The 22,583-nt window shown below is 68.1% G+C and carries 22 protein-coding genes; 15 read left to right on the plus strand and 7 right to left on the minus strand.

The annotated features are described in order from the left end of the window. The first annotated feature begins 3 nt into the window (after window positions 1-3). Entirely contained in the window at window positions 4-912 is a 909-nt protein-coding gene (gene rsmI, locus AC3WLE_RS13790; protein WP_492320032.1) for a 16S rRNA (cytidine(1402)-2'-O)-methyltransferase, read from the plus strand. An 87-nt stretch (window positions 913-999) separates the two neighbouring features. Here rsmI and AC3WLE_RS13795 read toward each other — a convergent pair whose 3' ends face one another. Continuing rightward, complete coding sequence (locus tag AC3WLE_RS13795; protein WP_492320033.1) at window positions 1,000-1,770, minus strand: septal ring lytic transglycosylase RlpA family protein; 771 nt, start codon at window positions 1,768-1,770, stop codon at window positions 1,000-1,002. A 282-nt stretch (window positions 1,771-2,052) separates the two neighbouring features. On the opposite strand from AC3WLE_RS13795, the gene AC3WLE_RS13800 reads away from it, so the two are divergent. The 3 genes from AC3WLE_RS13800 to AC3WLE_RS13810 all read left to right on the plus strand — a co-directional run bounded on the left by AC3WLE_RS13800 (window position 2,053) and on the right by AC3WLE_RS13810 (window position 3,799). Beyond that, window positions 2,053-2,703: an MBL fold metallo-hydrolase gene (locus AC3WLE_RS13800; RefSeq protein ID WP_492320034.1), complete on the plus strand. Its 651-nt coding sequence runs from the start codon at window positions 2,053-2,055 to the stop codon at window positions 2,701-2,703. 4 nt (window positions 2,704-2,707) lie between these two features. After that, window positions 2,708-3,364, plus strand: a complete 657-nt coding sequence (locus AC3WLE_RS13805; RefSeq protein ID WP_492357376.1) for an exonuclease — start codon at window positions 2,708-2,710, stop codon at window positions 3,362-3,364. A 207-nt stretch (window positions 3,365-3,571) separates the two neighbouring features. Further along, entirely contained in the window at window positions 3,572-3,799 is a 228-nt protein-coding gene (locus AC3WLE_RS13810) for a hypothetical protein (RefSeq protein WP_010812133.1), read from the plus strand. An 88-nt stretch (window positions 3,800-3,887) separates the two neighbouring features. Here AC3WLE_RS13810 and arsC read toward each other — a convergent pair whose 3' ends face one another. Beyond that, window positions 3,888-4,247: an arsenate reductase (glutaredoxin) gene (gene arsC / locus AC3WLE_RS13815; protein WP_035816098.1), complete on the minus strand. Its 360-nt coding sequence runs from the start codon at window positions 4,245-4,247 to the stop codon at window positions 3,888-3,890. A 174-nt stretch (window positions 4,248-4,421) separates the two neighbouring features. Between arsC and AC3WLE_RS13820 the strand changes: the two genes are divergently transcribed. After that, complete coding sequence (locus AC3WLE_RS13820) at window positions 4,422-5,003, plus strand: GNAT family N-acetyltransferase (RefSeq protein WP_492320036.1); 582 nt, start codon at window positions 4,422-4,424, stop codon at window positions 5,001-5,003. Between the two features lie 107 nt (window positions 5,004-5,110). On the opposite strand, the gene AC3WLE_RS13825 is transcribed toward AC3WLE_RS13820, so the two are convergent. Then, the gene (locus AC3WLE_RS13825) at window positions 5,111-6,379 is read right to left on the minus strand and encodes a M20/M25/M40 family metallo-hydrolase (RefSeq protein ID WP_492357375.1); all 1,269 of its coding nucleotides are present in this window, start codon (window positions 6,377-6,379) and stop codon (window positions 5,111-5,113) included. 57 nt (window positions 6,380-6,436) lie between these two features. Continuing rightward, entirely contained in the window at window positions 6,437-7,693 is a 1,257-nt protein-coding gene (locus AC3WLE_RS13830) for an allantoate amidohydrolase (protein WP_492357374.1), read from the minus strand. Window positions 7,694-8,119: 426 nt separating this feature from the next. On the opposite strand from AC3WLE_RS13830, the gene AC3WLE_RS13835 reads away from it, so the two are divergent. The 5 genes from AC3WLE_RS13835 (at window position 8,120) to AC3WLE_RS13855 (ending at window position 13,404) form a co-directional block, all read left to right on the plus strand. Then, on the plus strand, window positions 8,120-9,520 hold the full coding sequence (locus AC3WLE_RS13835; protein ID WP_492363579.1) for a C4-dicarboxylate transporter DctA: 1,401 nt from the start codon (window positions 8,120-8,122) through the stop codon (window positions 9,518-9,520). Window positions 9,521-9,639: 119 nt separating this feature from the next. Beyond that, complete coding sequence (locus tag AC3WLE_RS13840; RefSeq protein ID WP_492320039.1) at window positions 9,640-10,332, plus strand: GntR family transcriptional regulator; 693 nt, start codon at window positions 9,640-9,642, stop codon at window positions 10,330-10,332. A gap of 576 nt (window positions 10,333-10,908) precedes the next feature. Then, the gene (locus AC3WLE_RS13845; RefSeq protein ID WP_492320040.1) at window positions 10,909-11,712 is read left to right on the plus strand and encodes an SDR family oxidoreductase; all 804 of its coding nucleotides are present in this window, start codon (window positions 10,909-10,911) and stop codon (window positions 11,710-11,712) included. A gap of 49 nt (window positions 11,713-11,761) precedes the next feature. Beyond that, window positions 11,762-12,541, plus strand: a complete 780-nt coding sequence (locus AC3WLE_RS13850) for an enoyl-CoA hydratase-related protein (protein ID WP_492320041.1) — start codon at window positions 11,762-11,764, stop codon at window positions 12,539-12,541. Window positions 12,542-12,567: 26 nt separating this feature from the next. Next, window positions 12,568-13,404 carry a crotonase/enoyl-CoA hydratase family protein gene (locus AC3WLE_RS13855; RefSeq protein WP_492320042.1) on the plus strand — a complete coding sequence of 279 codons (837 nt, stop codon included), beginning with the start codon at window positions 12,568-12,570 and terminating at the stop codon, window positions 13,402-13,404. Window positions 13,405-13,414: 10 nt separating this feature from the next. Here AC3WLE_RS13855 and AC3WLE_RS13860 read toward each other — a convergent pair whose 3' ends face one another. The 3 genes from AC3WLE_RS13860 to AC3WLE_RS13870 form a co-directional block, all read right to left on the minus strand. After that, window positions 13,415-13,795: a DUF2784 domain-containing protein gene (locus tag AC3WLE_RS13860; RefSeq protein ID WP_492357569.1), complete on the minus strand. Its 381-nt coding sequence runs from the start codon at window positions 13,793-13,795 to the stop codon at window positions 13,415-13,417. Between the two features lie 17 nt (window positions 13,796-13,812). Further along, a complete protein-coding gene (locus AC3WLE_RS13865) occupies window positions 13,813-14,733 on the minus strand; it encodes a LysR family transcriptional regulator (protein ID WP_010812145.1) in 921 nt (306 codons plus the stop codon). Between the two features lie 148 nt (window positions 14,734-14,881). Then, on the minus strand, window positions 14,882-15,577 hold the full coding sequence (locus tag AC3WLE_RS13870; RefSeq protein WP_492320044.1) for a hypothetical protein: 696 nt from the start codon (window positions 15,575-15,577) through the stop codon (window positions 14,882-14,884). A 283-nt stretch (window positions 15,578-15,860) separates the two neighbouring features. Between AC3WLE_RS13870 and gcl the strand changes: the two genes are divergently transcribed. From gcl to pyk, 5 genes are all read left to right on the plus strand, one after another. Next, entirely contained in the window at window positions 15,861-17,645 is a 1,785-nt protein-coding gene (gcl, locus tag AC3WLE_RS13875) for a glyoxylate carboligase (protein ID WP_492357568.1), read from the plus strand. Between the two features lie 111 nt (window positions 17,646-17,756). Then, the gene (hyi, locus tag AC3WLE_RS13880) at window positions 17,757-18,539 is read left to right on the plus strand and encodes a hydroxypyruvate isomerase (RefSeq protein WP_010812148.1); all 783 of its coding nucleotides are present in this window, start codon (window positions 17,757-17,759) and stop codon (window positions 18,537-18,539) included. Window positions 18,540-18,596: 57 nt separating this feature from the next. After that, the gene (glxR, locus tag AC3WLE_RS13885) at window positions 18,597-19,511 is read left to right on the plus strand and encodes a 2-hydroxy-3-oxopropionate reductase (RefSeq protein WP_010812149.1); all 915 of its coding nucleotides are present in this window, start codon (window positions 18,597-18,599) and stop codon (window positions 19,509-19,511) included. A 66-nt stretch (window positions 19,512-19,577) separates the two neighbouring features. Then, window positions 19,578-20,900 (plus strand): glycerate kinase type-2 family protein, encoded by a 1,323-nt coding sequence (locus AC3WLE_RS13890; protein ID WP_492357567.1) that lies wholly within the window; start codon window positions 19,578-19,580, stop codon window positions 20,898-20,900. Between the two features lie 108 nt (window positions 20,901-21,008). Continuing rightward, window positions 21,009-22,472 (plus strand): pyruvate kinase, encoded by a 1,464-nt coding sequence (gene pyk, locus AC3WLE_RS13895; RefSeq protein WP_492353347.1) that lies wholly within the window; start codon window positions 21,009-21,011, stop codon window positions 22,470-22,472. Window positions 22,473-22,583: the final 111 nt, after the last annotated feature.

Raw genomic sequence — 22,583 nt, forward strand, 5'->3', positions numbered from 1 at the left:
AGCATGAGTGACTGGATCTCCCTGGCGGCCAGCCAGTCCTACCCGGCCGGCACCCTCTATGTCGTGGCCACGCCCATCGGCAACGTCGCCGACCTGTCGCTGCGCGCGCTGCATGTGCTCGGCCTGGCCGACGCCGTGGCCTGTGAAGACACCCGCAATACCGGCCAGCTGCTGTCGCGCGTGGGCCTGCAGCGGCCGCTGGTGGCCGTGCACGAGCACAACGAGCGCGAGGCCGCGGGCCGCATCGCGGCGCGCCTGGCGGCCGGCGAGCGCATCGCCTACGTCTCGGACGCCGGCACGCCGGGCATCTCCGACCCGGGTGCGCGCCTGGTCGAGGCGGTGCGCGCCGCCGGCCATCCGGTGGTGCCGCTGCCCGGCCCCAGTGCCGCGGTGGCCGCGCTGTCGGTGGCGGGCGACATGCTCGATGCCGGCGAAGGCCGCTTCACCTTTGTCGGCTTCCTGCCCAGCAAGCCCAAGGCGCGCACCGAGGCCATCGCCCGGCTGGCGGCGCTGGACCACGCCTGGGTCTGCTACGAGGCGCCGCACCGCATTGCCGACACGCTGGCAGCGCTGGCCACGGGCCTGCCAGCCGAGCGCCGGCTGCTGGTCGGGCGTGAACTGACCAAGCTGTTCGAGGACATCGCGGTGCTGCCGGTGGCGCAGGCGCCGGCCTGGCTGGCCGCCGACCCGAACCGGGCCAAGGGGGAATTCGTGCTGGTGGTGGAAGGCGCTGGCGCCGCAACTGCCGCGGATGGCTTGCCGGATGCCGAAGCCCAGCGCGTGCTGGCGCTGCTGCTGGCGGAACTGCCGGCCAAGCGCGCCGCCAAGCTGGCGGCCGCGATCACCGGCGCCGGCACCGATGCGCTCTACCAGCTGGCGCTGGCGCAGCGCGCGGGGCAGGCAGAGGACTGACGCGGTGCGCGCGTGATCCCGGGATTGGGAGGAGCAAGGTAAAGCAGAAGTGTCAGCGCGCGGCGGCATGCGGCGGCGCTGCCCTGGTCAGCGCCGTGTGCGCTTGACGGTCTTGCCGCCGGCCTTGGTCGACTTGCGCGCCTTGGCGGGCGCCAGCGAGTTGGCCAGTTCCGGCACGGATACGTCGTCGTCGCCGCTGCCGTCGCCGGCCTCGGTGCCGCCGGCATCGATCTGCGGACCCAGCGCGGCCACTTCGGTGCGCGTCAGGCGGCGGATTTCGACGTTGGTGGCGCCGCGTTCGACAAAGCCGAGGCGGCGCGCGGCGCCGTAGGACACGTCCAGTATGCGGTTGCCATGGTACGGCCCGCGGTCATTGATGCGCAGCACTGCCACCTTGTTATTGCGCAGGTTGCGCACCAGCACCCAGCTGTCGAGTGGCAGCGACGGATGGGCGGCCGTCATGGCGCGCATGTCGAAGCGTTCGCCGTTGGCGGTCTTGCGGCCGTGGAAGCCCTTGCCGTACCACGACGAAACACCGCGCTGCTCGAACGTGCCGATATCGGCGCGCAGGCCGTCCAGCGAGCTGCCGCTGCGGCCTTCGTCAGCGTCATAGCCGAACAGGTTCCAGCTGCCGCCGTCCGAGGCACGCGCGGACTTGTTGTCTGCGTCGGTGCGATCGGTCTTGCCGGCCTTGCCGTTCTTTGCCGCGCGCGTGGGCACGGCGCCAGCGTTGTCGTTGCTTGCGTTGTCGCCTTCAGGGGGCGTGGCACAGGCGGCCAGCACCACGGCGCATGCGGTGCATGCGCCGAGCTTGGCGAGCCGTTGCCAGCGCTTGGCGAGAGCGGAGATCCGTAACATGGGCGGCAGTCTAACATTGAGTCTTTACGACTATCTCTTTCATTTTGTTACGAAATCTGTGCGATTTCGCACCATCGTGACCTATCTGCCCGGAATCCCGCTTGTGGCAAGGGATTCCCGCCCGAGACGGGGTTTTCGCGCGGATAACGCATAAAGCACCCGACCTGCATCGCGGGCGGTGAATCGCCGCCCGGCGCTACAATGCTGGGCACCCGCCCGCCGTCCGTGCGGGCCAGTCCGTGGCACCCCGCCAGAAGGCGCCCGGCGCACAAGAAATCGTCCATGAAAGCCCTGCTCATTCCCGTCACGCCCTTCCAGCAAAACTGTTCGCTGCTGATCGATGAAAGCACCGGCCGCGCCGCGGTCTGCGATCCCGGCGGCGACCTGGACCGCATCCGCGCGGCGGTCAGGGAGCAAGGCGTCACGCTGGAAAAGATCTTCCTGACGCATGGCCATGTCGATCATTGCGCCGGCGCCGCGGCGCTCGCGCGCGAGCTGGACATCCCCATCGAAGGCCCGCAGCAGGACGAGCGCTTCTGGATCGAGCAGCTGCCCGAGCAGACGCGCCGCTTCGGCTTCGGCCACGCCGAGAGCTTCGAGCCAGACCGCTGGCTGGAGAACGGCGACACCGTGCAGTTCGGCAACGAGACGCTGGAGGTCTACCACTGCCCCGGCCACACACCCGGCCACGTGGTGTTCTTCTCGCGCGCCAACCGGCTGGCGGTGGTGGGCGACGTGCTGTTCGCCGGCTCGATCGGCCGCACCGACTTTCCGCGCGGCAACCACGCCGACCTGATCCGCTCGATCCGCACGCGGCTGTGGCCGCTGGGCGAGGACGTGACCTTCATCCCCGGGCACGGGCCGGTCTCCACCTTCGGCGAGGAACGCCGCAATAACCCGTTCGTGGCCGATCACCTGACCGACGTGGGCTGAGGCCGTGGCCAAGCGACAGGCGCCCGACACCCGCCCGGAGATCTACGTCAGCACCGACGTGGAAGCCGACGGCCCGATCCCGGGCCCGCATTCGATGCTGTCGTTCGCGTCCGCGGCAATGCTGGCGGACAAGACCGTGGTGGGCACGTTCTCCGCCAACCTCGAGACCCTGCCCAGCGCCGCCGGCCACCCGGTGCAGATGCAGTGGTGGCAAACCCAGCCCGAAGCCTGGAGCGCCTGCCGGCGCGACCTGCAGCGCCCCGAGGACGCCATGGTCCGCTATGTCGAATGGGTCGAGAGCCTGCCCGGCAAGCCGGTCTTCGTGGCCTTTCCGGCCGGCTTCGATTTCACCTGGATGTTCTGGTACATGATGCGGTTCGCCGGGCGCTCGCCCTTTGGCTGGGCCGCCCTCGACATCAAGACGCTGGGCTTTGCGCTGACCGGGCGCCCCTACCGCAAGACCGTCAAGGCGGCCTTCCCGGCCGCCTGGATGGATCCGCTGCCGCACACCCATGTGGCGCTGGACGATGCGCTCGAACAGGGTGCGCTGTTCTGCAACATGCTCGCTGCGCTGCGTGAGCGCGAGACCGCACTGACCAGCCTGGCGTCCGATGCCGCAGCGGACGCTAGCGAGCCCTCACCTTCGTCCGGGCAGCCCTGAACGGTTGCTGCGCCGCGGCAGCCACGGCGGCACGCCCCTTGCAGGCTTTGCGTTCGCATCTCACGCCAGCGCGCCTATAGTAGAAGCGGATATGGCGTACCGGGCGAAACGAGCCACAGACTATCCGGCGCACTTGCGCAGCCACGCCATATGCCGTTTGAGCCATGTTGCCCGGATCGCGCGGCGCCTGCCGAGGAGGTGTCGATCATGCGTTTTCATACCGACCTGCACTTGAGAGACCTGGCCGGCCGGATCCATTGGCCGCATGCCACGCGGGGCGCCACGCCCATCACCCATCGCCACACCTCGGATGAGGACGCCGAAGTCGCCAAGGCCACGCTATACGTCAGCACGGTGACGCTGGTGGTGCTACTGGTCGTGCTGGCGGCCATCGCTTTCGGTCAGGAGGCCATGCACTGGCTGGGTGTTCATTAGACGACCCGCCTGAAGCTGTTTGCCTCAAGCACCGGCCGGCCCCCACCACGTGGGGGCCGGTTTTATTTGGTGCCGTGCATGGCCTGGCTCAGGCCAGCAGCGGCGCCACGTTCTCGGGCGGCCGGCCGATCGCGGCGCGGCGGTTGCGCACCACCACCGGACGCTGCAGCAGGATCGGGTTGTCGGCCACGGCGGCCAGCAGCTCGGCCTCGGTCAGGCCGGGATCGGCCAGGCCCAGCTCGGCGTACGGCGCTTCGTTGTCGCGCAGCATCTCGCGCACCGGAACGCCCAGCATGGTGTGCAACTGGCGCAGCGTGGCCAGCGACGGCGGCTCTTTGAGGTATTCCACGATTTCCACCGGTTCGCCCAGCCGCTCGCTGGCGGCCTGGACCAGGGCGAGCGTTTCGCGCGACTTGGAGCAGCGGGGGTTGTGGTAGATGGTGATCATGGCATGGTCCTTTCTTGTCGTTGCCGTGCCCCGCCCCGGGGCGTTGGCACTAATGCGGTGCAAATCAATCCGCACTATATACAAGACACCGGCCCTCGCGCAGCATCACGCTGGTGCATGTGCCCGGCACGCATCCTGCGTTGCCCCAAGTCCTTGCATAGGGCACCATTCCCGATGACTTCCACTACCGTTTCCGCCACGACGCCGTCCGCCGGTACACGCAAACCCTTCACCCTGCGCGACGCCATACCCGCCGACGTTCCTGCCATCCACGCCATCTACGCGCACCATGTGCTGCACGGCCGCGCCTCGTTCGAGGAAACGCCGCCAAGCCTGGACGAGATGCAGCTGCGTTTTGCCGAAGTCCACCGCAAGGGCTTGCCCTACCTGGTCGCCGTGCGCGACGGCGAGGTGCTGGGCTATGCCTATGCATCGTCCTACCGCGCGCGCAGCGCCTACCGCTTTGCCATCGAGGATTCAATCTATATCGACCACCGCCGCGTCGGCGAGGGCCTGGGCCAGGCCCTGCTGGCCGAACTGGTCGCCCGCTGCGAGACCGGTCCCTGGCGCCAGATGGTCGCCGTGATCGCCTGCACCGCCGGCGGCGAAGGCGCCGGTTCGCTGGCCGTGCATGAGCGCCTGGGCTTCCGCACCGTCGGCCGGCTGGAGGCGGTGGGGTTCAAGCACGGGCAATGGATCGATACGGTGCTGATGCAGCGGATGCTGGGGGTGGGGGCGACGACGCTGCCGGCGTAGGCGGATCGACCTGCACGGCTTCAGCCAAGCCCCAAAGAACAAAAACGCCACGGATTCCTCCGTGGCGTCTTGCGCAGCAAAGCCCGGCGCCTGCCGGCGCCCAAGCCTTACTTCATCAGGTCCGACAGCGCCAGCGCCACCACCTTGGTCGCGCGGTTCAGGTCGTTCAGGCGCAGGTTCTCGTCCGAGTTATGGCCGCGGGCTTCCATCAGCGTGCGCGGGCCGGCGCCGTACAGCACGGTCGGGATGCCGCGCTTGGTGTAGTGGCGCGCGTCGGTGTAGAGCGGCACGCCTTGCACCGGGATCTCCACGCCGAACACGGATTCGGCACGGCTCTTCAGCGCGCCGATCAGCTTTTCCACGCCCGGCAGTTCCGATAGCGGCTCGGCCAGGATGATGCGCTCGACCTTCACCTCGATGCCCGGACGGTCCTTGGCGGCCTTTTCCACCACGGCGCGGATCTCGCCTTCGGCGTCGAAGCCGATTTCCTCGGGGATCATGCGGCGGTCGACGCGGAAGGTCACCAGGTCAGGCACCACGTTGGTGTTGATGCCGCCCTTGATCAGGCCGACGTTCAGCGTGGCGGTGTCGATGCCCGGCACCTTCGACTTGCGCGTGGCCAGCTCGGCGCGCAGGCCGTAGATGGCTTGCAGGATGTGGGTGGCGGCTTCGATCGCGTCCACCCCCGTATGCGGCATGGCGGCATGGCCCTGCTTGCCCTTGACCGTCACTTCGACGTGCAGGCAGCCGTTGTGCGACGAGGTGATGCCGTACGAGAAGCCGGCCGAGATGGCGTAGTCGGCCTTGCTCAGGTTGTTGTCGAGCAGGAACTTGGGACCGATGTCGCCGCCGGTTTCCTCGTCATAGGTGAACTGCAGCTCGACCGCGCCGTTGATCCTGGCGCCCTGCTTCTCGGCTTCCATCAGCGCCAGCACGGCGTAGGTGTAGGTGGCGAAGTCAGACTTGGACACCGCCACGCCGCGGCCGTACATGACCGGGCCGTGCTCGCTGTCGGCCACTTCACCGCCGTACGGGTCCTTGGTCCAGCCCAGGCCCGGGGGCACCACGTCGCCGTGGGCGTTCATGGCGATGGTCGGGCCGCCCGTGCCGAACTGCTTGCGCACGATCAGGTTGGTGGCGCTGATCATGCCGGCTGCCTTCACCAGCTCGTCCGGCACCTTGTGCGCCTCCACCGTGAAGCCCACGCCCTCCAGCAGTTCCTTGGCGCGCTTGCCATGGGCGTCGCAGTCGCCTGCGGGGTTGTCCGAGGGCACCTTGACCAGTTCGGCCAGGAAGGCTTCCTGTTCCGGACGGTGCTGGTCGATGAACTGCGTCAGCGTGGTTTCAGTGGGGTTCATATTGTCTCGTGCGGTCATGACTTGTTCTCTCAACTACGGAGGGGTTCGGGTGGGTTCCGGGGAATCTGCGCTGGCTTACTGCGGCAGGCGGAAGTGCTCGACGAAATCGCTGAACACGCGCGCGGACAGGGCGGCGTCCTCGGCGGTCATGGTTTCGGTGGGATGGTGGCTGATGCCGCCGTTGCCGCAGCGCACGAACAGCATGGCGACGTCGGCGATGGCGGCAATGGCCATGGCGTCGTGGCCGGCGCCCGACGGCAGGTGGCGCACCGGCACGCCCTCGCGGGCAATCGCGGCGGCCCATTGCTCTTGCAGCCACGGGGCGCAGGGAACGCTCTTCGCCTCATGGGTCTTGCGCACCTGCGTGCGCACGTTGCGGCGCGCGCACACGCGCTCGATCTCGGCCAGCACGTCGTTGACGGCGGCCTCGCGCTCGGCGTCAGCGCCGGCGCGGATGTCGATGGAGAACACGGCGCGGCCCGGCACCACGTTGGCGGCGCCGTTGGGCACGTTGAACTGGCCGACCGTGCCGACCAGGCCCGGCTTGCCGCCGCAGCGCTTCTCGATATACAGGCCGATCTCGGCCCCGGCCATGGCGGCGTCGCGGCGCATGTCCATCGGCACCGTGCCGGCGTGGCCGGCCAGGCCTTCGAGCTCGACGATAAAGCGGGTGGCGCCGGAGATGGCGGTCACCACGCCCACCGGCAGGTTTTCATTGAGCAGCACCGGACCTTGTTCGATATGGACTTCGATGAAGGCCGCGACCTTGCTGGGGTCATGCTTGGCGGCGGGCAAGGCAGCGGCGTCGAAACCGGCCTCGCGCATCACTTCACGCATGGTCTTGCCGGAGTCGTCGACGTTGTCGAGCACGTTGTTGTCGAAGGTCCCGGCGATGGCGCGGCTGCCCAGCAGCGTGGCCTTGAAGCGCACGCCCTCTTCCTCGGCAAAGCCGACCACCTCGATCGCAAACGGGAAGCGCTTGCCCTGGCGGTTCCATTCGGCCACGCACGCGGTCGGCAGGATCACGCCGAGGTTGCCGTCATAGCGGCCGCCGTCGCGCACGGTGTCGAAGTGCGAACCGGTCAGCAGCGCGGGCGCGTCGGGCGTGGTGCCCTCATAGCGGCCGATCACGTTGCCGGCGGCGTCGCGCCGCACCGTCATGCCGGCCTGCTGCATCCATTCGGTCAGCTGCGCGGCGGCGCCGTGGTGGGCCTCGGTCAGGTAGGTACGGGTGAGCATGCCGGGCTGCTCGGTGTGGACGGCCAGGGCGTCGGCCCAGGCCATGATGCGCGTGCCAGTCTCTGCGGCGGACGGCGACGGATTTGCTGCCATGCGTTGTCTCCTGCTGGAAGTGCGTGAACGCCGCGGCGGGTGGTCCGGCAAGGCCCGCCGGCGTCTGCCGCAAGGCCTGCCGGCGCGGGCGTGGCGCCCGGGCCGAAGCTCTATTCTGTGCGATTCATGTTAGCACAGTGAATTCAAAAATTGCATACAAAAATGATATGCACTATATTCGCTTCCACGTTCAGACAATTTGCCTCGGACAATCCGGTCCGGACAGGCGATTGCGTGGATTCCGCCTCAACAGGGGGGCTGTCCGCGAAGTGGCGCGCTCCCGACCCGGAAGCCCCGCACGGAACGTAAGGCCGGCAGCCACCCGCCAGTAGAGCAGTACGGGGCCGCCGGTGATTCCTGGATCAGATGGGCCAGCCAGCGCCAGCCAATGGACAGGCGCCGGACCGGCCCGGTACGGAGACAACCATGCAGCATGCAGTTCCCTCGCAGCCCCGCCCCGGCGCCCCCCAGCCCCGTTTGCATATCCGCTTCACCCGTTCGCTGTTTGGCCAGGTGCTGATTGCCCTGGTGATTGGCACCGCACTCGGCTTGGCATTCCCTGAATTCGCCGCCAAGCTCAAGCCGCTTGGCGATGCCTTTATCAAGCTGATCAAGATGCTGATCGGCCCGATCGTGTTCTGCGTGGTGGTGGCCGGCATCTGCGGCGCCGGCGAGCTGAAGAAGGTCGGCCGCGTCGGCATCAAGGCGGTGGTGTACTTCGAGATCGTCACCACCATCGCGCTGGCGCTTGGCATCCTGCTGGCCTATGTGTTCCAGCCCGGCGTCGGCATGAATGTCGACCCGCGTTCGCTCGATGCGTCGGCCATCGCCGGATTTATCGACAACGCGACCAAGGTGAAGGACCAGGGCACGGTCGACTTCCTGCTCAAGCTGATCCCCAATACCGTGTTCGGCGCCTTTGCCAACGGCGACGTGCTGCAGGTGCTGCTGGTGTCGATCCTGTTCGGCTGCGCGCTGTCGCTGGTGGGCGAGCCGGGCCGGCCGCTGGTCAGGCTGATCGACACCTTCTCGCACACGCTGTTCAAGATGATGGGCTTCATCATCAAGCTGGCGCCGCTGGGCGTGCTGGGCGCGGTGGCCTTCACCGTGGGCAAGTACGGCATCGGCTCGCTCAAGCAGCTGGGCTTCCTGGTATTCCTGTTCTACGGCGCGGTGATCATCTTCGTGCTGTTGGTGCTGGGCACGATCATGCGCGTGTGCGGCTTCTCGGTGATCAAGCTGATCCGCTACCTGCGCGCCGAGCTGCTGGTGGTGCTGGGCACGGCCTCGTCCGACAGCGTGCTGCCGCAGGTGATGAAGAAGCTGGAGTTCATGGGGATCAAGAAGTCGGTGGTGGGCCTGGTGATCCCGACCGGCTACTCGTTCAACCTCGATGCGTTCTCGATCTACCTGACGCTGGCCGCGGTCTTTATCGCGCAGGCGACCAACACGGCGCTGGCGATGGGCGACCTGCTCGGCATCCTGGCGGTGGCGCTGGTCACCTCCAAGGGCGCGCACGGCATCCCCGGCTCGGCCATCGTGATCCTGGCCGCGACACTGTCGGCACACCCGGCGATTCCCGCCATCGGGCTGGTGCTGGTGCTGTCGGTGGACTGGTTCATCGGCATCGCGCGTGCACTGGGCAACCTGATCGGCAACTGCGTGGCGACCGTGGTGGTGGCCGCCTGGGAGAAGGATATCGACCGCGAACGGGCCCATGGCGTGCTCAACGGCACCATTGAAGCGACCGACCTGGATGCGGGTCTGGCCGCGATGGCGGAGGACGGCGTGGACGCCGGATCTCCGGTCGCCGTGCCAGGGCGGTAGTCCACTGCATCAGATGAGCTCGCCCCCGCTGGACTGCGCCTCGGGGACGATTCATCTGCCGCAGTAGACTAGAATCACGCATCTCCCCAACCGCGCAGCCCCTGCGCAAGTGCGCTGCCATGCCCGAGCATATCGATCCTGACATGACCGCCGAAGCGATCGCCGAAGACATAGTCGCGGCCATCGTTTCGCACCGCCTGCCGCCCGGCACCAAGCTGCGCGAGGAGGCCCTGGCCAGTGTCTACCGCGTCAGCCGCACCAAGGTGCGCGCGGCGCTGCTGATGCTGTCCAAGGACAAGGTCATCCAGATCGTGCCCGACAAGGGTGCCTTCGTGGCCAAGCCCAGCGCCGAGGAGGCGCGCGAGGTCTTCGCGGTGCGCCGCATCCTGGAAGCGGCGCTGGCGCGCGAGTTCGTCGCCAAGGCGACCCCGGCCGACTACAAGCGCATCGACCGCCACCTGGCGGCCGAACGCAAGGCGCTGGCTGGCAGCGATGCGCAGGTGCGCACCCGGCTGCTTGGCGACTTCCATATCGTGCTGGCCGAGGTGGTCGGCAACGGCGTGCTGACCGAGATGATGCGCGAGCTGTCGACGCGCAGCGCGGTCATCACCATGCTGTACCAGTCGCGCCGCGACGCGGCCTGCTCGTCGGACGAGCACCGCGAATTCATCGAGGCCGCCCGTGCCGGCGATGTCGAGCGGGCCGTCACGCTGATGGTGGACCACCTCGGCCACGTGGAAGGTGCGCTGCATTTCGAGGAAACCGCGCCGGTGTCGCGCGGCAAGGACCTGGTGACCGCGCTGCTCGCGTAGGCGTCTGCTTGACGTGAGTCAAAGCGGCCACTGCCGCCCGCGCGCACACTTGACCCCGCCATGAAGACGCGGGGGCGCACTTCATGAGCACTCTGCCTTCCGGCACCTCATCGTCGGAAGGCTGCCCGCACGCTGCAACGGTGTGCGGGCTTTCTTTTTTCTGAGGACTGGGTTTTGCGCTGCGGAATGGCGCCCTGTCCCGCCGCTTGGCCGCGACGCAGTCCCGCACCCGTTTTTTCCTTTCCCGCCAGCTAGTTGCAGCGCCTGGAAGGCATTCCCGGCGCCGCCATTGTTGCGTCCGCGGTGGCCGGCATTGCCGGCAATACGCGAGATCGAATCCCGGCTTCGGGTTAGGATGCCGGAGGCCCGAGCCAGAGGCCGGCGCCGCCCCCCGCAGGATCCGGGGCGGACGCACACCAGAACAGAAACATGGAGACCGTCATGCGCCATCGCGCGATACCTGCGCTGCAGCCACGCCGCCGGCGCTAGCTCTCCCCTGCATTTCGCAACGCCACGGTCCTGCCTGACGCCGGATCGCGGCCCGCATCGCCTGACCATCGATCGAGAGGACTTCCCATGCCCAGTGCCTTCCGCCCCGACGCCTTTGCCGGCAAGACCGTATTCGTCGCCGGCGCCTCCTCCGGCATCAACCTCGGCATCGCGCACGGCTTCGCGCGCGCCGGGGCGAAGCTGGCGCTGATCAGCCGCACCGCCGAGCGCATCCAGGCCGCCGCCGACACCATCACCGCGGCCGGCGGCACCGCCATCGGCATGGCCGCCGACGTGCGCGACTATGCCGCCGTGGAAGCGGCCTTCGCGCGCGCCCAGGACGAACTGGGGCCGATCGACGTGGTGATCTCCGGCGCCGCGGGCAACTTCCTCGCGCCCGTGGTCGGCATGTCCGCCAATGCCTTCAAGACTGTGGTCGATATCGACCTGCTCGGCACCTTCAACGTGTTCCGCGCCAGCTTCGACCACCTGGCCAAGCCGGGTGCGTCGCTGATCGCGATCACCGCGCCGCAGGCGGTCAACGCCATGATGTTCCAGGCCCATGCCTGCGCCGCCAAGGCCGGCATCAACATGCTGATCAAGTGCCTGGCGATGGAATGGGGCCCGGCCGGCGTGCGCGTGAACGGCATCTCGCCCGGCCCGATCGCCGACACCGAAGGCATGGCCCGGCTGGCGCCCACGGCCGAGATGGAGGCGCGCTACAAGGCCCGCCTGGCGCTGCGCGACTACGGCACCAAGGACGATATCGCCGATGCCGCGATGTACCTGAGCAGCGACAACGCGCACTACGTCACCGGCACCATCCTCGACTGCGACGGCGGCAGCAAGCTGGGCGACGCCTCCGCCGACGCGCTGAAGAAGCCGCAGTAAGTTTCCGCACCCGCACCGAACCACGACCAAGCAACAAGGAGAACCACCCATGACGGCATCCGTCCTCTATCAAGCCAGCGAAAGCGTGGCCACGCTGACCCTGAACCGCCCGGACGTGCTCAACGCGATGAACGGCGACCTGATGCGCGAGCTGCGCGAGGGCGTTGAGCGCGCCGCCGGCGACGCCGGCGTGCGCGCCGTGCTGATCACCGGCGCGGGCCGCGGCTTCTGCGCCGGCGCCGACCTGGCCGCGCGCGGCAAGGATGGCATCTCCGATTCCGGCACGCTGCTGCGCGAGCGTTACCACCCGATCATCATGGCGCTGCGCCAGATGCCCAAGCCGGTCGTCACCGCTGTCAACGGCGTGGCCGCCGGTGCCGGCATGAGCCTGGCGCTGGCGGGCGACGTGGTGCTGGCGGCCCGCTCGGCCAGCTTCCTGCAGGCATTCTCCAAGATCGGCCTGGTCCCGGACGCCGGCAGCACCTACTTCGTGCCGCGCTATGCCGGCGAGATGCGCGCCCGCGCACTGGCCATCCTGGCCGAGAAGATCGATGCCGAGGAAGCACAGCGCATCGGCCTGGTGTGGAAGGTCCACGCCGACGACGCGCTGCAGGACGAGGCCGGCAAGCTGGCCCGCCACCTGGCCACCATGCCGACCATGGCCTACGGCATGATCAAGGAAGCCTTGAACCAGAGCTTCGACAACGACCTGGCCGCGCAGCTCGAAGTGGAAGCCACGCTGCAGTCGCGCGCCAGCCGCAGCGATGACTGCAAGGAAGGCGTAGCCGCCTTCATGGAGAAGCGCAAGCCGCAGTTCAAGGGCCGTTGAGAACCCGCATCACAAGGAGCCAGCGCATGAGCGCCAGCAGCAACGAACGTATCCTCGTCACCATCGAAGACGGCGTCGCCGACGTCCGCCTGAACCGCCCCGACAAGATGAACGCGCTCGACCAGGCCATGTTCGACGCACTGATCGAGACCGGCGAGCAACTGGCGCGCATGCCCGACCTGCGCGCCGTGGTCCTGTCAGGCGAGGGCCGTGCCTTCTGCGCGGGGCTGGACATGGGCCGCATGGCGGGCATGTTGTCGGACGGTGGCGGCGAATCCCACAACGACAGCATCGGCGCGGGCCGCCTCGGCAAGCGTACCAACGGCATGTCCAATCGCCCGCAGTACGCGTGCATGGTCTGGCGCGAACTGCCGGTGCCGGTCTTCGCCGCGGTCCACGGCGTGGCTTTCGGCGGCGGGCTGCAGGTGGCGCTGGGCGCTGACGTACGCTACGTCGCGCCCGATACCAGGCTGTCGGTCATGGAAATGAAGTGGGGGCTGGTGCCCGACATGGCCGGCATGGTGCTCACGCGCGGCCTGGTGCGCCCCGACGTGCTGCGCGAGCTGATCTACAGCGCGCGCGTGCTGAGCGGCACCGAAGCCTGCGAACTGGGCCTGGGCACCTACCTCGCCGACGACCCGCGCGCCGCGGCGCTGGAAGCCGCGCGCCAGGTGGCACAGAAGAACCCGGATGCGATCCGCGCAGCCAAGCGCCTGATGGCGGTGGTGGAGCGCGGCGACAATGCCCTCATCCTGCAGGCCGAGTCCGACGAGCAGGACCGGCTGGTCGGCTCGCCCAACCAGCGCGAGGCAGTGCTGGCCAATATGCAGAAGCGCGCGCCGCGCTTCGAGCCGGCGGGCTGAAGCAAGCCGCTCAGTGGTGGTGCCGCGCGGCTCGCCGGCGGCGCCACCACAACGCATAGGCCACCACATTGACCACCAGCACCACCGCGCCGAGCCACAGCTGCACCGCGGGCGTGAGCCCGGCCGGATAGATCAGCGGCAACAGGTAGCGCTCGACAAAACCGCCGCTGTAGCCCGCCTGTCCCGCGGCCCGGCGCAGCATGTTTTCCAGCGGCGTCAGCGGGCAGATCCAGCCGGACCATTCGATCAGCACGCCCCACACCGCCGCCGGCAGGTGCAGCCATGCGACACGCGGCCAGCGCAACACCAGCAGGCCGCCCGCCACCACGAACAGGATAAACAGCCCGTGCACGAGGACCACCAGGTCGGCCAGCCAGGCTGTGATCGGCATCGCGCTCGGCGGCGGCCTCAGTTGCCGCCCGCCGTGTCCATCCAGTAGCCCGGGCGCGCGAACTGCGCCTTCAGGTGCTCGATGAAGAAACGGATCTTGGCCGGCACCGGGCGCTGCTGCGGGTACACGGCAAGGATGTCGTAGGCCGGCAGCGCGTATTCGTCCAGCACCGTGATCAGCTCGCCGCTCTCCAGCTGCGGCAGGATCTCCCAGGTCGAGCGCCAGCCCAGGCCCAGGCCCTCGCCGGTCCAGCGGTGCAGCAGCTCGCCGTCGTTGCAGTCCAGGTTGCCGTTGACGCGCACGGTCACGGTCTTGCCGTTCTGGCTGAAATACCAGCCGCGCTGCTGGCCGCCCTGCAGGTTGAACGCCAGGCAGTTGTGCTGGGCCAGGTCGTCCAGCGTCTGCGGCACGCCGTACCTGGCGAAGTACGCCGGCGTGCCGCACACCACGCGCTTGTTCGAGGCCAGCTTGATCGCGACAAAGTTCGGGTCGATGGCGCCGCCGATACGGATGCCGACGTCATAGCCTTCGCGCACCAGGTCGACCACGCGGTCGGTCAGGTTGAATGAGATCTGCACTTCCGGGTTGGCCGAGAGGAACGCCGGTGCGTGCGGTGCCACGTGTTTGCGCCCGAACGCCGCCGGTGCCGAAACGATCAGGTGGCCGGTGGCCTTGTGCTTGCCTTCGGCGATCAGCATCTCGGCGCGGTCCAGGTCGGCCAGCGCCTTCTTGCACTGCTCCATGAACACCGCGCCCTGCTCGGTCACGGCGATGCGGCGCGTGGACCGGTGCAGCAGCTTGACGCCGATGCGGGCTTCCAGCGCGTTGATGCGGCGGCCGATCATCACCGGCGTCACGTTCTGCGTGAGCGCCGCGGCCGCCATGCTGCCGTGCTCCACCACGGCGATAAAGGCTTCGATTTGCTTGAGTTTGTCCATCGGATATTCGTCTCCCGGGCGCCATTGTGCGGCATCCCCGGGGATGTGGCATCCCTGCGCGGCTGATGGGCAGGATCGCGGCATCCGCATACGGCTGTGTCAGGGCCGCTGCCAGGGGCAGGTCGCGTCACCCGCAGCCGGTGCGGAATCAGGCGGCCGGAGCCGCGCGCGCCCTGACCTGCGCGTTCATCTCGGCCGCTTCGCCCAGCACATGGGCCAGCCGCCGCAGCGGCCGGCTGCATTGCACGTGCAGGTACAGGTAGCAGGCCGCGCCGGTCACCACCATCACGCCGTAGAGCCACAGCAGCGTCCCGGCCATGGCCTGCTGGCGCGGCAGTGCCGCCACCACGGCCGCGGCCGGCGCCAGTGCCAGCAGCCCTGCCAGGGTGCGCGCAGCACCTTCCCACAAGCGCAGTTGCAACACCACGCGCCGCTGGCGCGCCTGCAGCTGCGGCGGCGGGATGCGCGCCAGCCGGCGCAGCAGCGCATCCTCGGCTGCGCTGTGGCGGTCCATCTCGGCGGCCTGCCAGCGCAGCGGATGGCGCAGCCTGGCCAGCACGGTGCCGGCGCGCGTGAGTCCGGCGCCGACATAGCAGGCGGCCGACAGGGCCAGCAGCACCTCGAAGGTCCGCAGCGACCACGGCGGCACCGGGTGCTTGAGCCACAGCCGCCAGACGGCCAGGGCCACGCCGCTCAGGATGGTCGCGGCCAGCGCCGCGATAAAGCCCACCCACAGCACGCGCCCGAGGCGGCCGCCCGGCATCGGAGGGTCGGCGGCCGGCCCGGGCGGGACGGCGGCAAGCGCTTCAAGCAGTTCGTAGGTAGACGGCAGCCTGGAATACATGGTCGGCCCGGATGGCGAAGAATCCCGTCATTTTGCCGCACTGCGCTGCGGCGGCCGGCCGGCGCGGGCGCGTACCCACCGCTGCACTGCGTGCCCGCACCGTCACACCACATATCCAATTGCGTACCCCGGCGTACCCCCGCCGACCGTCCGATCTGGCTTCCAAGGCGATATTGCGTACCCCAGGTATCGAATCAACTGATCTCCCTTCTGTTTATCCCACCCCGCCTGCGGGAATAGGATCGACTCCAACGGAATTCACACCATCACTGGAGACAAGATCATGGCAAAGATGAGAGCAATCGACGCGGCAATCGCCGTGCTGGAGAAGGAAGGCGTGACCACGGCATTCGGCGTGCCGGGCGCGGCGATCAACCCGTTCTACTCGGCAATGCGCAAGTCGGGCAACATCAACCACGTGCTGGCCCGCCACGTCGAGGGCGCCTCGCACATGGCCGAAGGCTACACCCGTGCCGAGCCGGGCAACATCGGCGTCTGCGTCGGCACCTCGGGCCCCGCCGGCACCGACATGATCACCGGCCTGTACTCGGCCTGGGCCGATTCGATCCCCATCCTCTGCATTACCGGCCAGGCCCCGCGCGCCCGCCTGTACAAGGAAGACTTCCAGGCCGTCGATATCGAATCGATCGCCAAGCCCGTGACCAAGTGGGCCGTGACCGTGCGCGAGCCGGCCCTGGTGCCGCAAGTGTTCCAGCAAGCCTTCCACATCATGCGTTCGGGCCGCCCGGGTCCGGTGCTGATCGACCTGCCGTTCGACGTGCAGGTGGCCGAGATCGAATTCGATGTCGACACCTACCAGTCGCTGCAGCCGTACAAGCCGGCCGCCTCGCGCGCCCAGATCGAGAAGGCCATCTCGATGCTGAACGCGGCCGAGCGCCCGCTGATCGTGTGCGGCGGCGGCGTCATCAACGCTGACGCTTCGGACCTGCTGGTCGAATTCGCCGAGCTGGCCAACGTGCCGGTGGTGCCGACCCTGATGGGCTGGGGCGTGCTGGCCGACGACCACCCGCTGCAAGCCGGCATGGTCGGCCTGCAGACCTCGCACCGCTACGGCAACGCCACGCTGCTGGCCTCCGACTTCGTGATGGGCATCGGCAACCGCTGGGCCAACCGCCACACCGGCAGCGTCGATGTCTACACCAAGGGCCGCAAGTTCGTGCACGTCGACATCGAGCCGACCCAGATCGGCCGCGTGTTCGGCCCGGACCTGGGCATCGTGTCGGACGCCAAGGCCGCGCTGGAACTGTTCGTTGAAGTTGCCCGCGAAATGAAGATGGCCGGCCGCCTGCCGTGCCGCAAGTCGTGGGTGGCCGACGTGCAGAAGCGCCGCCGCACCATGCAGCGCAAGAGCGATTTCGACAACGTGCCGGTCAAGCCGCAGCGCGTGTACCGCGAGATGAACCAGTACTTCCCGCGCGACGTGCGTTATGTCAGCACCATCGGCCTGTCGCAGATCGCCGCGGCCCAGTTCCTGTCGGTCAACGAGCCGCGCCACTGGATCAACTGCGGCCAGGCCGGCCCGCTGGGCTGGACCATCCCGGCCGCGATCGGCGTGAAGACCGCCTCGCCGGACTCGGATGTGGTGGCGATCTCGGGCGACTACGACTTCCAGTTCATGATCGAAGAGCTGGCCGTGGCCGCGCAGTTCAAGGTGCCGTACATCCACGTGGTGGTGAACAACTCCTACCTCGGCCTGATCCGCCAGGCGCAGCGCAACTTCGAGATGGACTACTGCGTGCAGCTGGCCTTCGACAACGTCAACTCGCCAGAACTGAACGGCTACGGCGTGGACCACGTCAAGGTGGTCGAGGGCCTGGGCTGCAAGGCGATCCGCGTGTTCAAGCCGGAAGACATCGCCCCGGCCTTTGCTGAAGCGCGCGACCTGATGGCCGAGTTCTCGGTGCCGGTGGTGGTCGAGGTGATCCTGGAGCGCGTGACCAATATCGCGATGGGCACCGAGATCGACAATGTCAACGAGTTCGAGCCGATCGAAGACCTCGAGGACATCGAGGAAGCGATCCTGAAGGAAGAAGTGGAAACGGCGTAAGCAGCACCATTCCAACATGGAAGCGCGGGCTACGGCCCGCGCAAATCCAGCGCCCCTGCATCACCGGTTCTGCACCGGCAGAACGACAACACAACTAAACCGGAGAGACTCATGACTAAACTTGCGGCCAACCTCACCATGCTGTTCAACGAAGTCGGTTTCCTCGACCGCTTCGAAGCCGCCGCGCGCGCGGGCTTCCGCGGCGTGGAATTCCTCTTCCCCTATGCCTTCCACGCGGACCAGATCGCTGACCGCCTGAACCGCTTCCAGCTGGACCTGGTGCTGCACAACCTGCCCGCCGGCAAGTGGGAAGCGGGCGAGCGCGGCATTGCCTGCCACCCGGACCGCGTCGGCGAGTTCCAGGACGGCGTGGGCGAGGCCATCAAGTACGCCAAGGTGCTGGGCGTGCGCCAGCTGAACTGCCTGGTCGGCATCCAGCCGCAGAACGTCAAGCGCGAGCAGGCCCAGGAAACGCTGGTGGAAAACCTGCGCTTCGCCGCCAGCGCGCTCGCCGCCGAGCATATCGACCTGCTGGTCGAGCCGATCAACACCTTCGACATCCCTGGCTTCTTCCTGTCGCGCACGCAGCAGGCGGTGGACCTGATCAACCAGGTCAATGCGCCCAACCTGTACGTGCAGTACGACATCTACCACATGCAGCGGATGGAAGGCGAGATCGCCAACACCATCAAGGCCAACCTGCCGAAGATCAAGCACGTGCAGCTGGCCGACAACCCCGGCCGCAATGAACCGGGGACCGGCGAGCTGAACTACCGCTTCCTGTTCAAGTTCCTGGACGAGATCGGCTACAACGGCTGGATCGGCTGCGAGTACAAGCCGAAGACCACCACCGAAGCCGGCCTGGGCTGGCGCGCCGAGCACGGCGTGCAGTAACGGGTTACCACCTACGCCAACCAAGACAGACTTAATCTCATTCAAGGAGACATCAACATGGCAAACCAACGCAACGTCGGCTTCATCGGCCTGGGCATCATGGGCGCACCGATGGCGGGCCACCTGCGCGCCGCCGGCCACACGCTGTTCGTGCATGACGTCAACCCGGCCCCGCAAGCGCTGGTCGATGCAGGCGTGACCGTCTGCACCAGCGCCGAGGAAGTCGCCAAGCGTGCCGACATCATCGTCATCATGGTGCCGGACACCCCGCACGTGGAAGCCGTGCTGTTCAGCGAAAAGGGCGTGGCCGCCGCGTTCAAGGCCGCCGGCAAGGAAGCCAGCCACAGCAAGATCGTGGTCGACATGAGCTCGATTTCGCCGATCGCCACCAAGGACTTCGCCGCGCGCATCAACAAGCTGGGCGCCTCGTACCTGGACGCTCCGGTGTCGGGCGGTGAAGTGGGCGCCAAGGCTGCTTCGCTGACGATCATGGTCGGCGGCCCGCAGGAAGCCTATGACCAGGTCAAGCCGCTGTTCGACCTGATGGGCAAGAACGTCACGCTGGTCGGTGGCAACGGTGACGGCCAGACCACCAAGGTGGCCAACCAGATCATCGTCGCGCTGAACATCCAGGCCGTGTCCGAAGCCCTGCTGTTCGCCTCCAAGGCCGGCGCCGATCCGGCCAAGGTGCGTCAGGCGCTGATGGGCGGCTTTGCGGCTTCGCGCATCCTGGAAGTGCACGGCGAGCGCATGGTCAAGCGCACCTTCGACCCGGGTTTCCGCATCGAACTGCACCAGAAGGACCTGAACCTGGCGCTGCAGGGTGCCAAGGCACTGGGCGTGGCACTGCCCAACACCGCCACCGCGCAGGAGCTGTTCAACACCTGCGCCGCCAACGGCCTGGGCAAGCAGGACCATTCGGCCCTGTGCCGCGCGATCGAGATCATGTCCAACCACCAGATCGCCAAGTAAGCAGCAACCACGTCGTCCCCGCCCTGCGGGGACGACTAGCTTTCCCCGTCAGCACCAGGACTTTTCATGCTCGCCACCGAACCTCAAGCCGCCCTGCTCTCGCCCCAGCGCGCCGCAGCGCATTTCGCACAGTCCGACGCGCGCGCGCTGCTGCGCGACCTGTTCGACACCGCGGTCGCTTCCGTCAGCGCCAGCCACTGCCTGCCGCCGCACCTGCCCACGCCGCCCAAGGGCCGCACGGTAGTGATCGGCGCCGGCAAGGCCGCTGCCGCGATGGCGCAGGCGGTCGAGGCGAACTGGCAAGGCGAGCTGTCGGGCCTGGTGGTGACGCGCTACGGCCATGGTGCCGATTGCCAGCGCATTGAAGTGGTGGAAGCCGCGCACCCTGTTCCCGACGAAGCCGGCCAGCGCGCCGCGCAACGCATGGTGGAACTGGTGCAGGGCCTGACCGCCGACGACCTGGTGCTGTGCCTGATTTCCGGCGGCGGCTCCGCGCTGCTGGCCGCGCCCGCGCCGGGCCTGACGCTGGCCGACAAGCAGGCCGGGAACAAGGCGCTGCTCAAGAGCGGCGCCAGCATCGGCGAAATGAACTGCGTGCGCAAGCACCTGTCCGCGCTCAAGGGCGGACGCCTGGCGCTGCACTGCGCCCCGGCCCGCGTCGAGACCCTGCTGATTTCCGATATCCCCGGCGATGACCCGACCCTGATCGCAAGCGGCCCGACGCTGCCCGACGCGACCACCTGCGCCGACGCGCTGGCCGTCATCGCCAAGTACGGCATTGAGGTCCCCGCCAACGTGCGCACCCACCTGGAAAGCGGCGCCGGCGAAACGCCCAAGCCCGGCGATGCCCGCTTCGAAGGCCACCGCAACGTGACGCTGGCCACCGCGCAGCAATCGCTGGAAGCCGCGGCCGCGCGCGCGCGTGAACTGGGCTACGAGGCCCACATCCTGTCCGACTGCATCGAAGGCGAAGCGCGCGAAGTGGCCGAAGTGCACGCCGCCATCGCGCGCCAGGTGGCGCAGCGCGGCCAGCCCTTCAGCAAGCCCTGCGTGATCCTGTCCGGCGGCGAGACCACCGTGACCGTGCGCGGCAAGGGCCGCGGCGGGCGCAATGCCGAGTTCCTGCTGGCGCTGGCGGTGGCGCTCGACGGTCTGGCCGGCGTGCACGCGATCGCCGGCGACACCGACGGCATCGACGGCTCCGAGGACAACGCCGGCGCGCTGCTGTCGCCCGACACCCTGACCCGCGCCACCGCGCGCGGGCTGTCGGCGCGCGCGCACCTGGACAACAACGACGGCTACGGCTTCTTTGCCGGCGTGGGCGACCTGATCGTCACCGGCCCGACCCGCACCAACGTCAATGACTTCCGCGCCATCCTGATTGTGTAGGCCGGCAGTCGTCAGCGCAGCATCGCCGTACCGAAGCAGTCGTTCACCTGAACAGCATTACCCGGCGCGCCACGTGGCGCGCCGTCCGAGAATGGAAGAGGAGACATCATGAGACGCCAGCGCAAAGCGAAGATCGTTGCCACGCTTGGACCCGCAAGCACCGACATCGCGGTGATCCGCGAACTGTTCGAGGCCGGCGCCGACGTGTTCCGGCTGAACTTCAGCCACGGCACGCACGAAGACCACCGCGCGCGCTACGACGCCGTGCGCAAGATCGAGGCCGAGACCGGCCGCCCGATCGCGATCCTGGCCGACCTGCAGGGCCCGAAGCTGCGCATCGGCACCTTCGCCGCCGGCAAGGTCGCGGTGCGCGCGGGCGATGTGTTCGTGCTCGACAGCGATCCCACCCCGGGCGACGGCACCCGCGTCTACCTGCCGCACCCCGAACTGTTCGCCGCCGCGCAGCCGGGCCAGTCGCTGCTGATCGACGACGGCAAGGTACGCCTGTCGATCGAAGCGGTGACCACCGGCACCATCACCACGCGCGTGGTCAACAACGGCACGCTGTCCGACCGCAAGGGCGTGAACGTGCCCGACGCCGTGATCCCCATCCCCGCGCTGACCGAGAAGGACCGCAAGGACCTGGACTTCGCGCTGTCGCTGGGCGCTGACTGGATCGGCCTGTCGTTCGTGCAGCGCCCGTCCGACATCGTCGAAGCGCGCGAGATCGTCGGCACCCGTGCCGGCATCCTGTCCAAGATCGAGAAGCCGGCCGCGCTGCAGCAGCTCGAAGAGATCGTGCGCGTGTCCGATTCCGTGATGGTGGCGCGCGGCGACCTCGGCGTGGAGTTGCCGCCCGAGCGCGTCCCCGGCGTGCAGAAGCGCATCCTGCGCGTGTGCCGCCAGCTGGGCAAGCCGGTGGTGATCGCCACGCAGATGCTGGAATCGATGATCGACTCGCCGGTGCCGACCCGCGCCGAAGCGTCGGACGTGGCCAGCGCCATCTATGAAGGCGCCGACGCGGTGATGCTGTCGGCCGAGTCGGCCAACGGACGCTACCCGGTGCCGGCGGTGTCGATGATGAACCGCATCGTCACCGAGGTCGAACGCGACCCACTGTACCGCAACCTGCTCGATGCCCAGCATGAGACCCCGCTGAACACGCGCCAGGATGCAATCTGCGCGGCGCTGCGCGAAGTCACGCAGATCATCGGCGCCGCCGCGACCGTGACCTACACGTCCTCGGGCGCCACCGCGCTGCGCGCCGCGCGCGAGCGGCCGTGCGCGCCGATCGTCAGCATCACGCCGAACCTGGAAATCGCGCGCCGCCTGGCCATTGCCTGGGGCGTCCACTCCACCGTGAGCCCGGATGTGCAGAGCGTGGATGAAATGGTCGAAGCCGCCACACGCGCGGCGGTGGCCGAAGGTTATGCCGTGCCGGGCGACCAGATCACCATCGCCGCGGGGATGCCGTTCGGGCAAGGCGGGACCACCAACCTGCTGCGCGTGGCTGAAGTTGGCGCCAGCGCGGTGGCAACCGCACCGGCTGCGCGCGAGGCTGCCTTGGCCTGACCGCGCTGCTTGCGTTCCCGTCCCGGAACGTTCAGGTCATGACGGAACCGGGTGCAGACCCGGTTTCTTTGTTTTGCCGCACACCGCCTGCGTTGCCCGTCTCCAGGGCGA

The organism is Cupriavidus sp. FW306-1B-F12B (assembly GCF_058781795.1).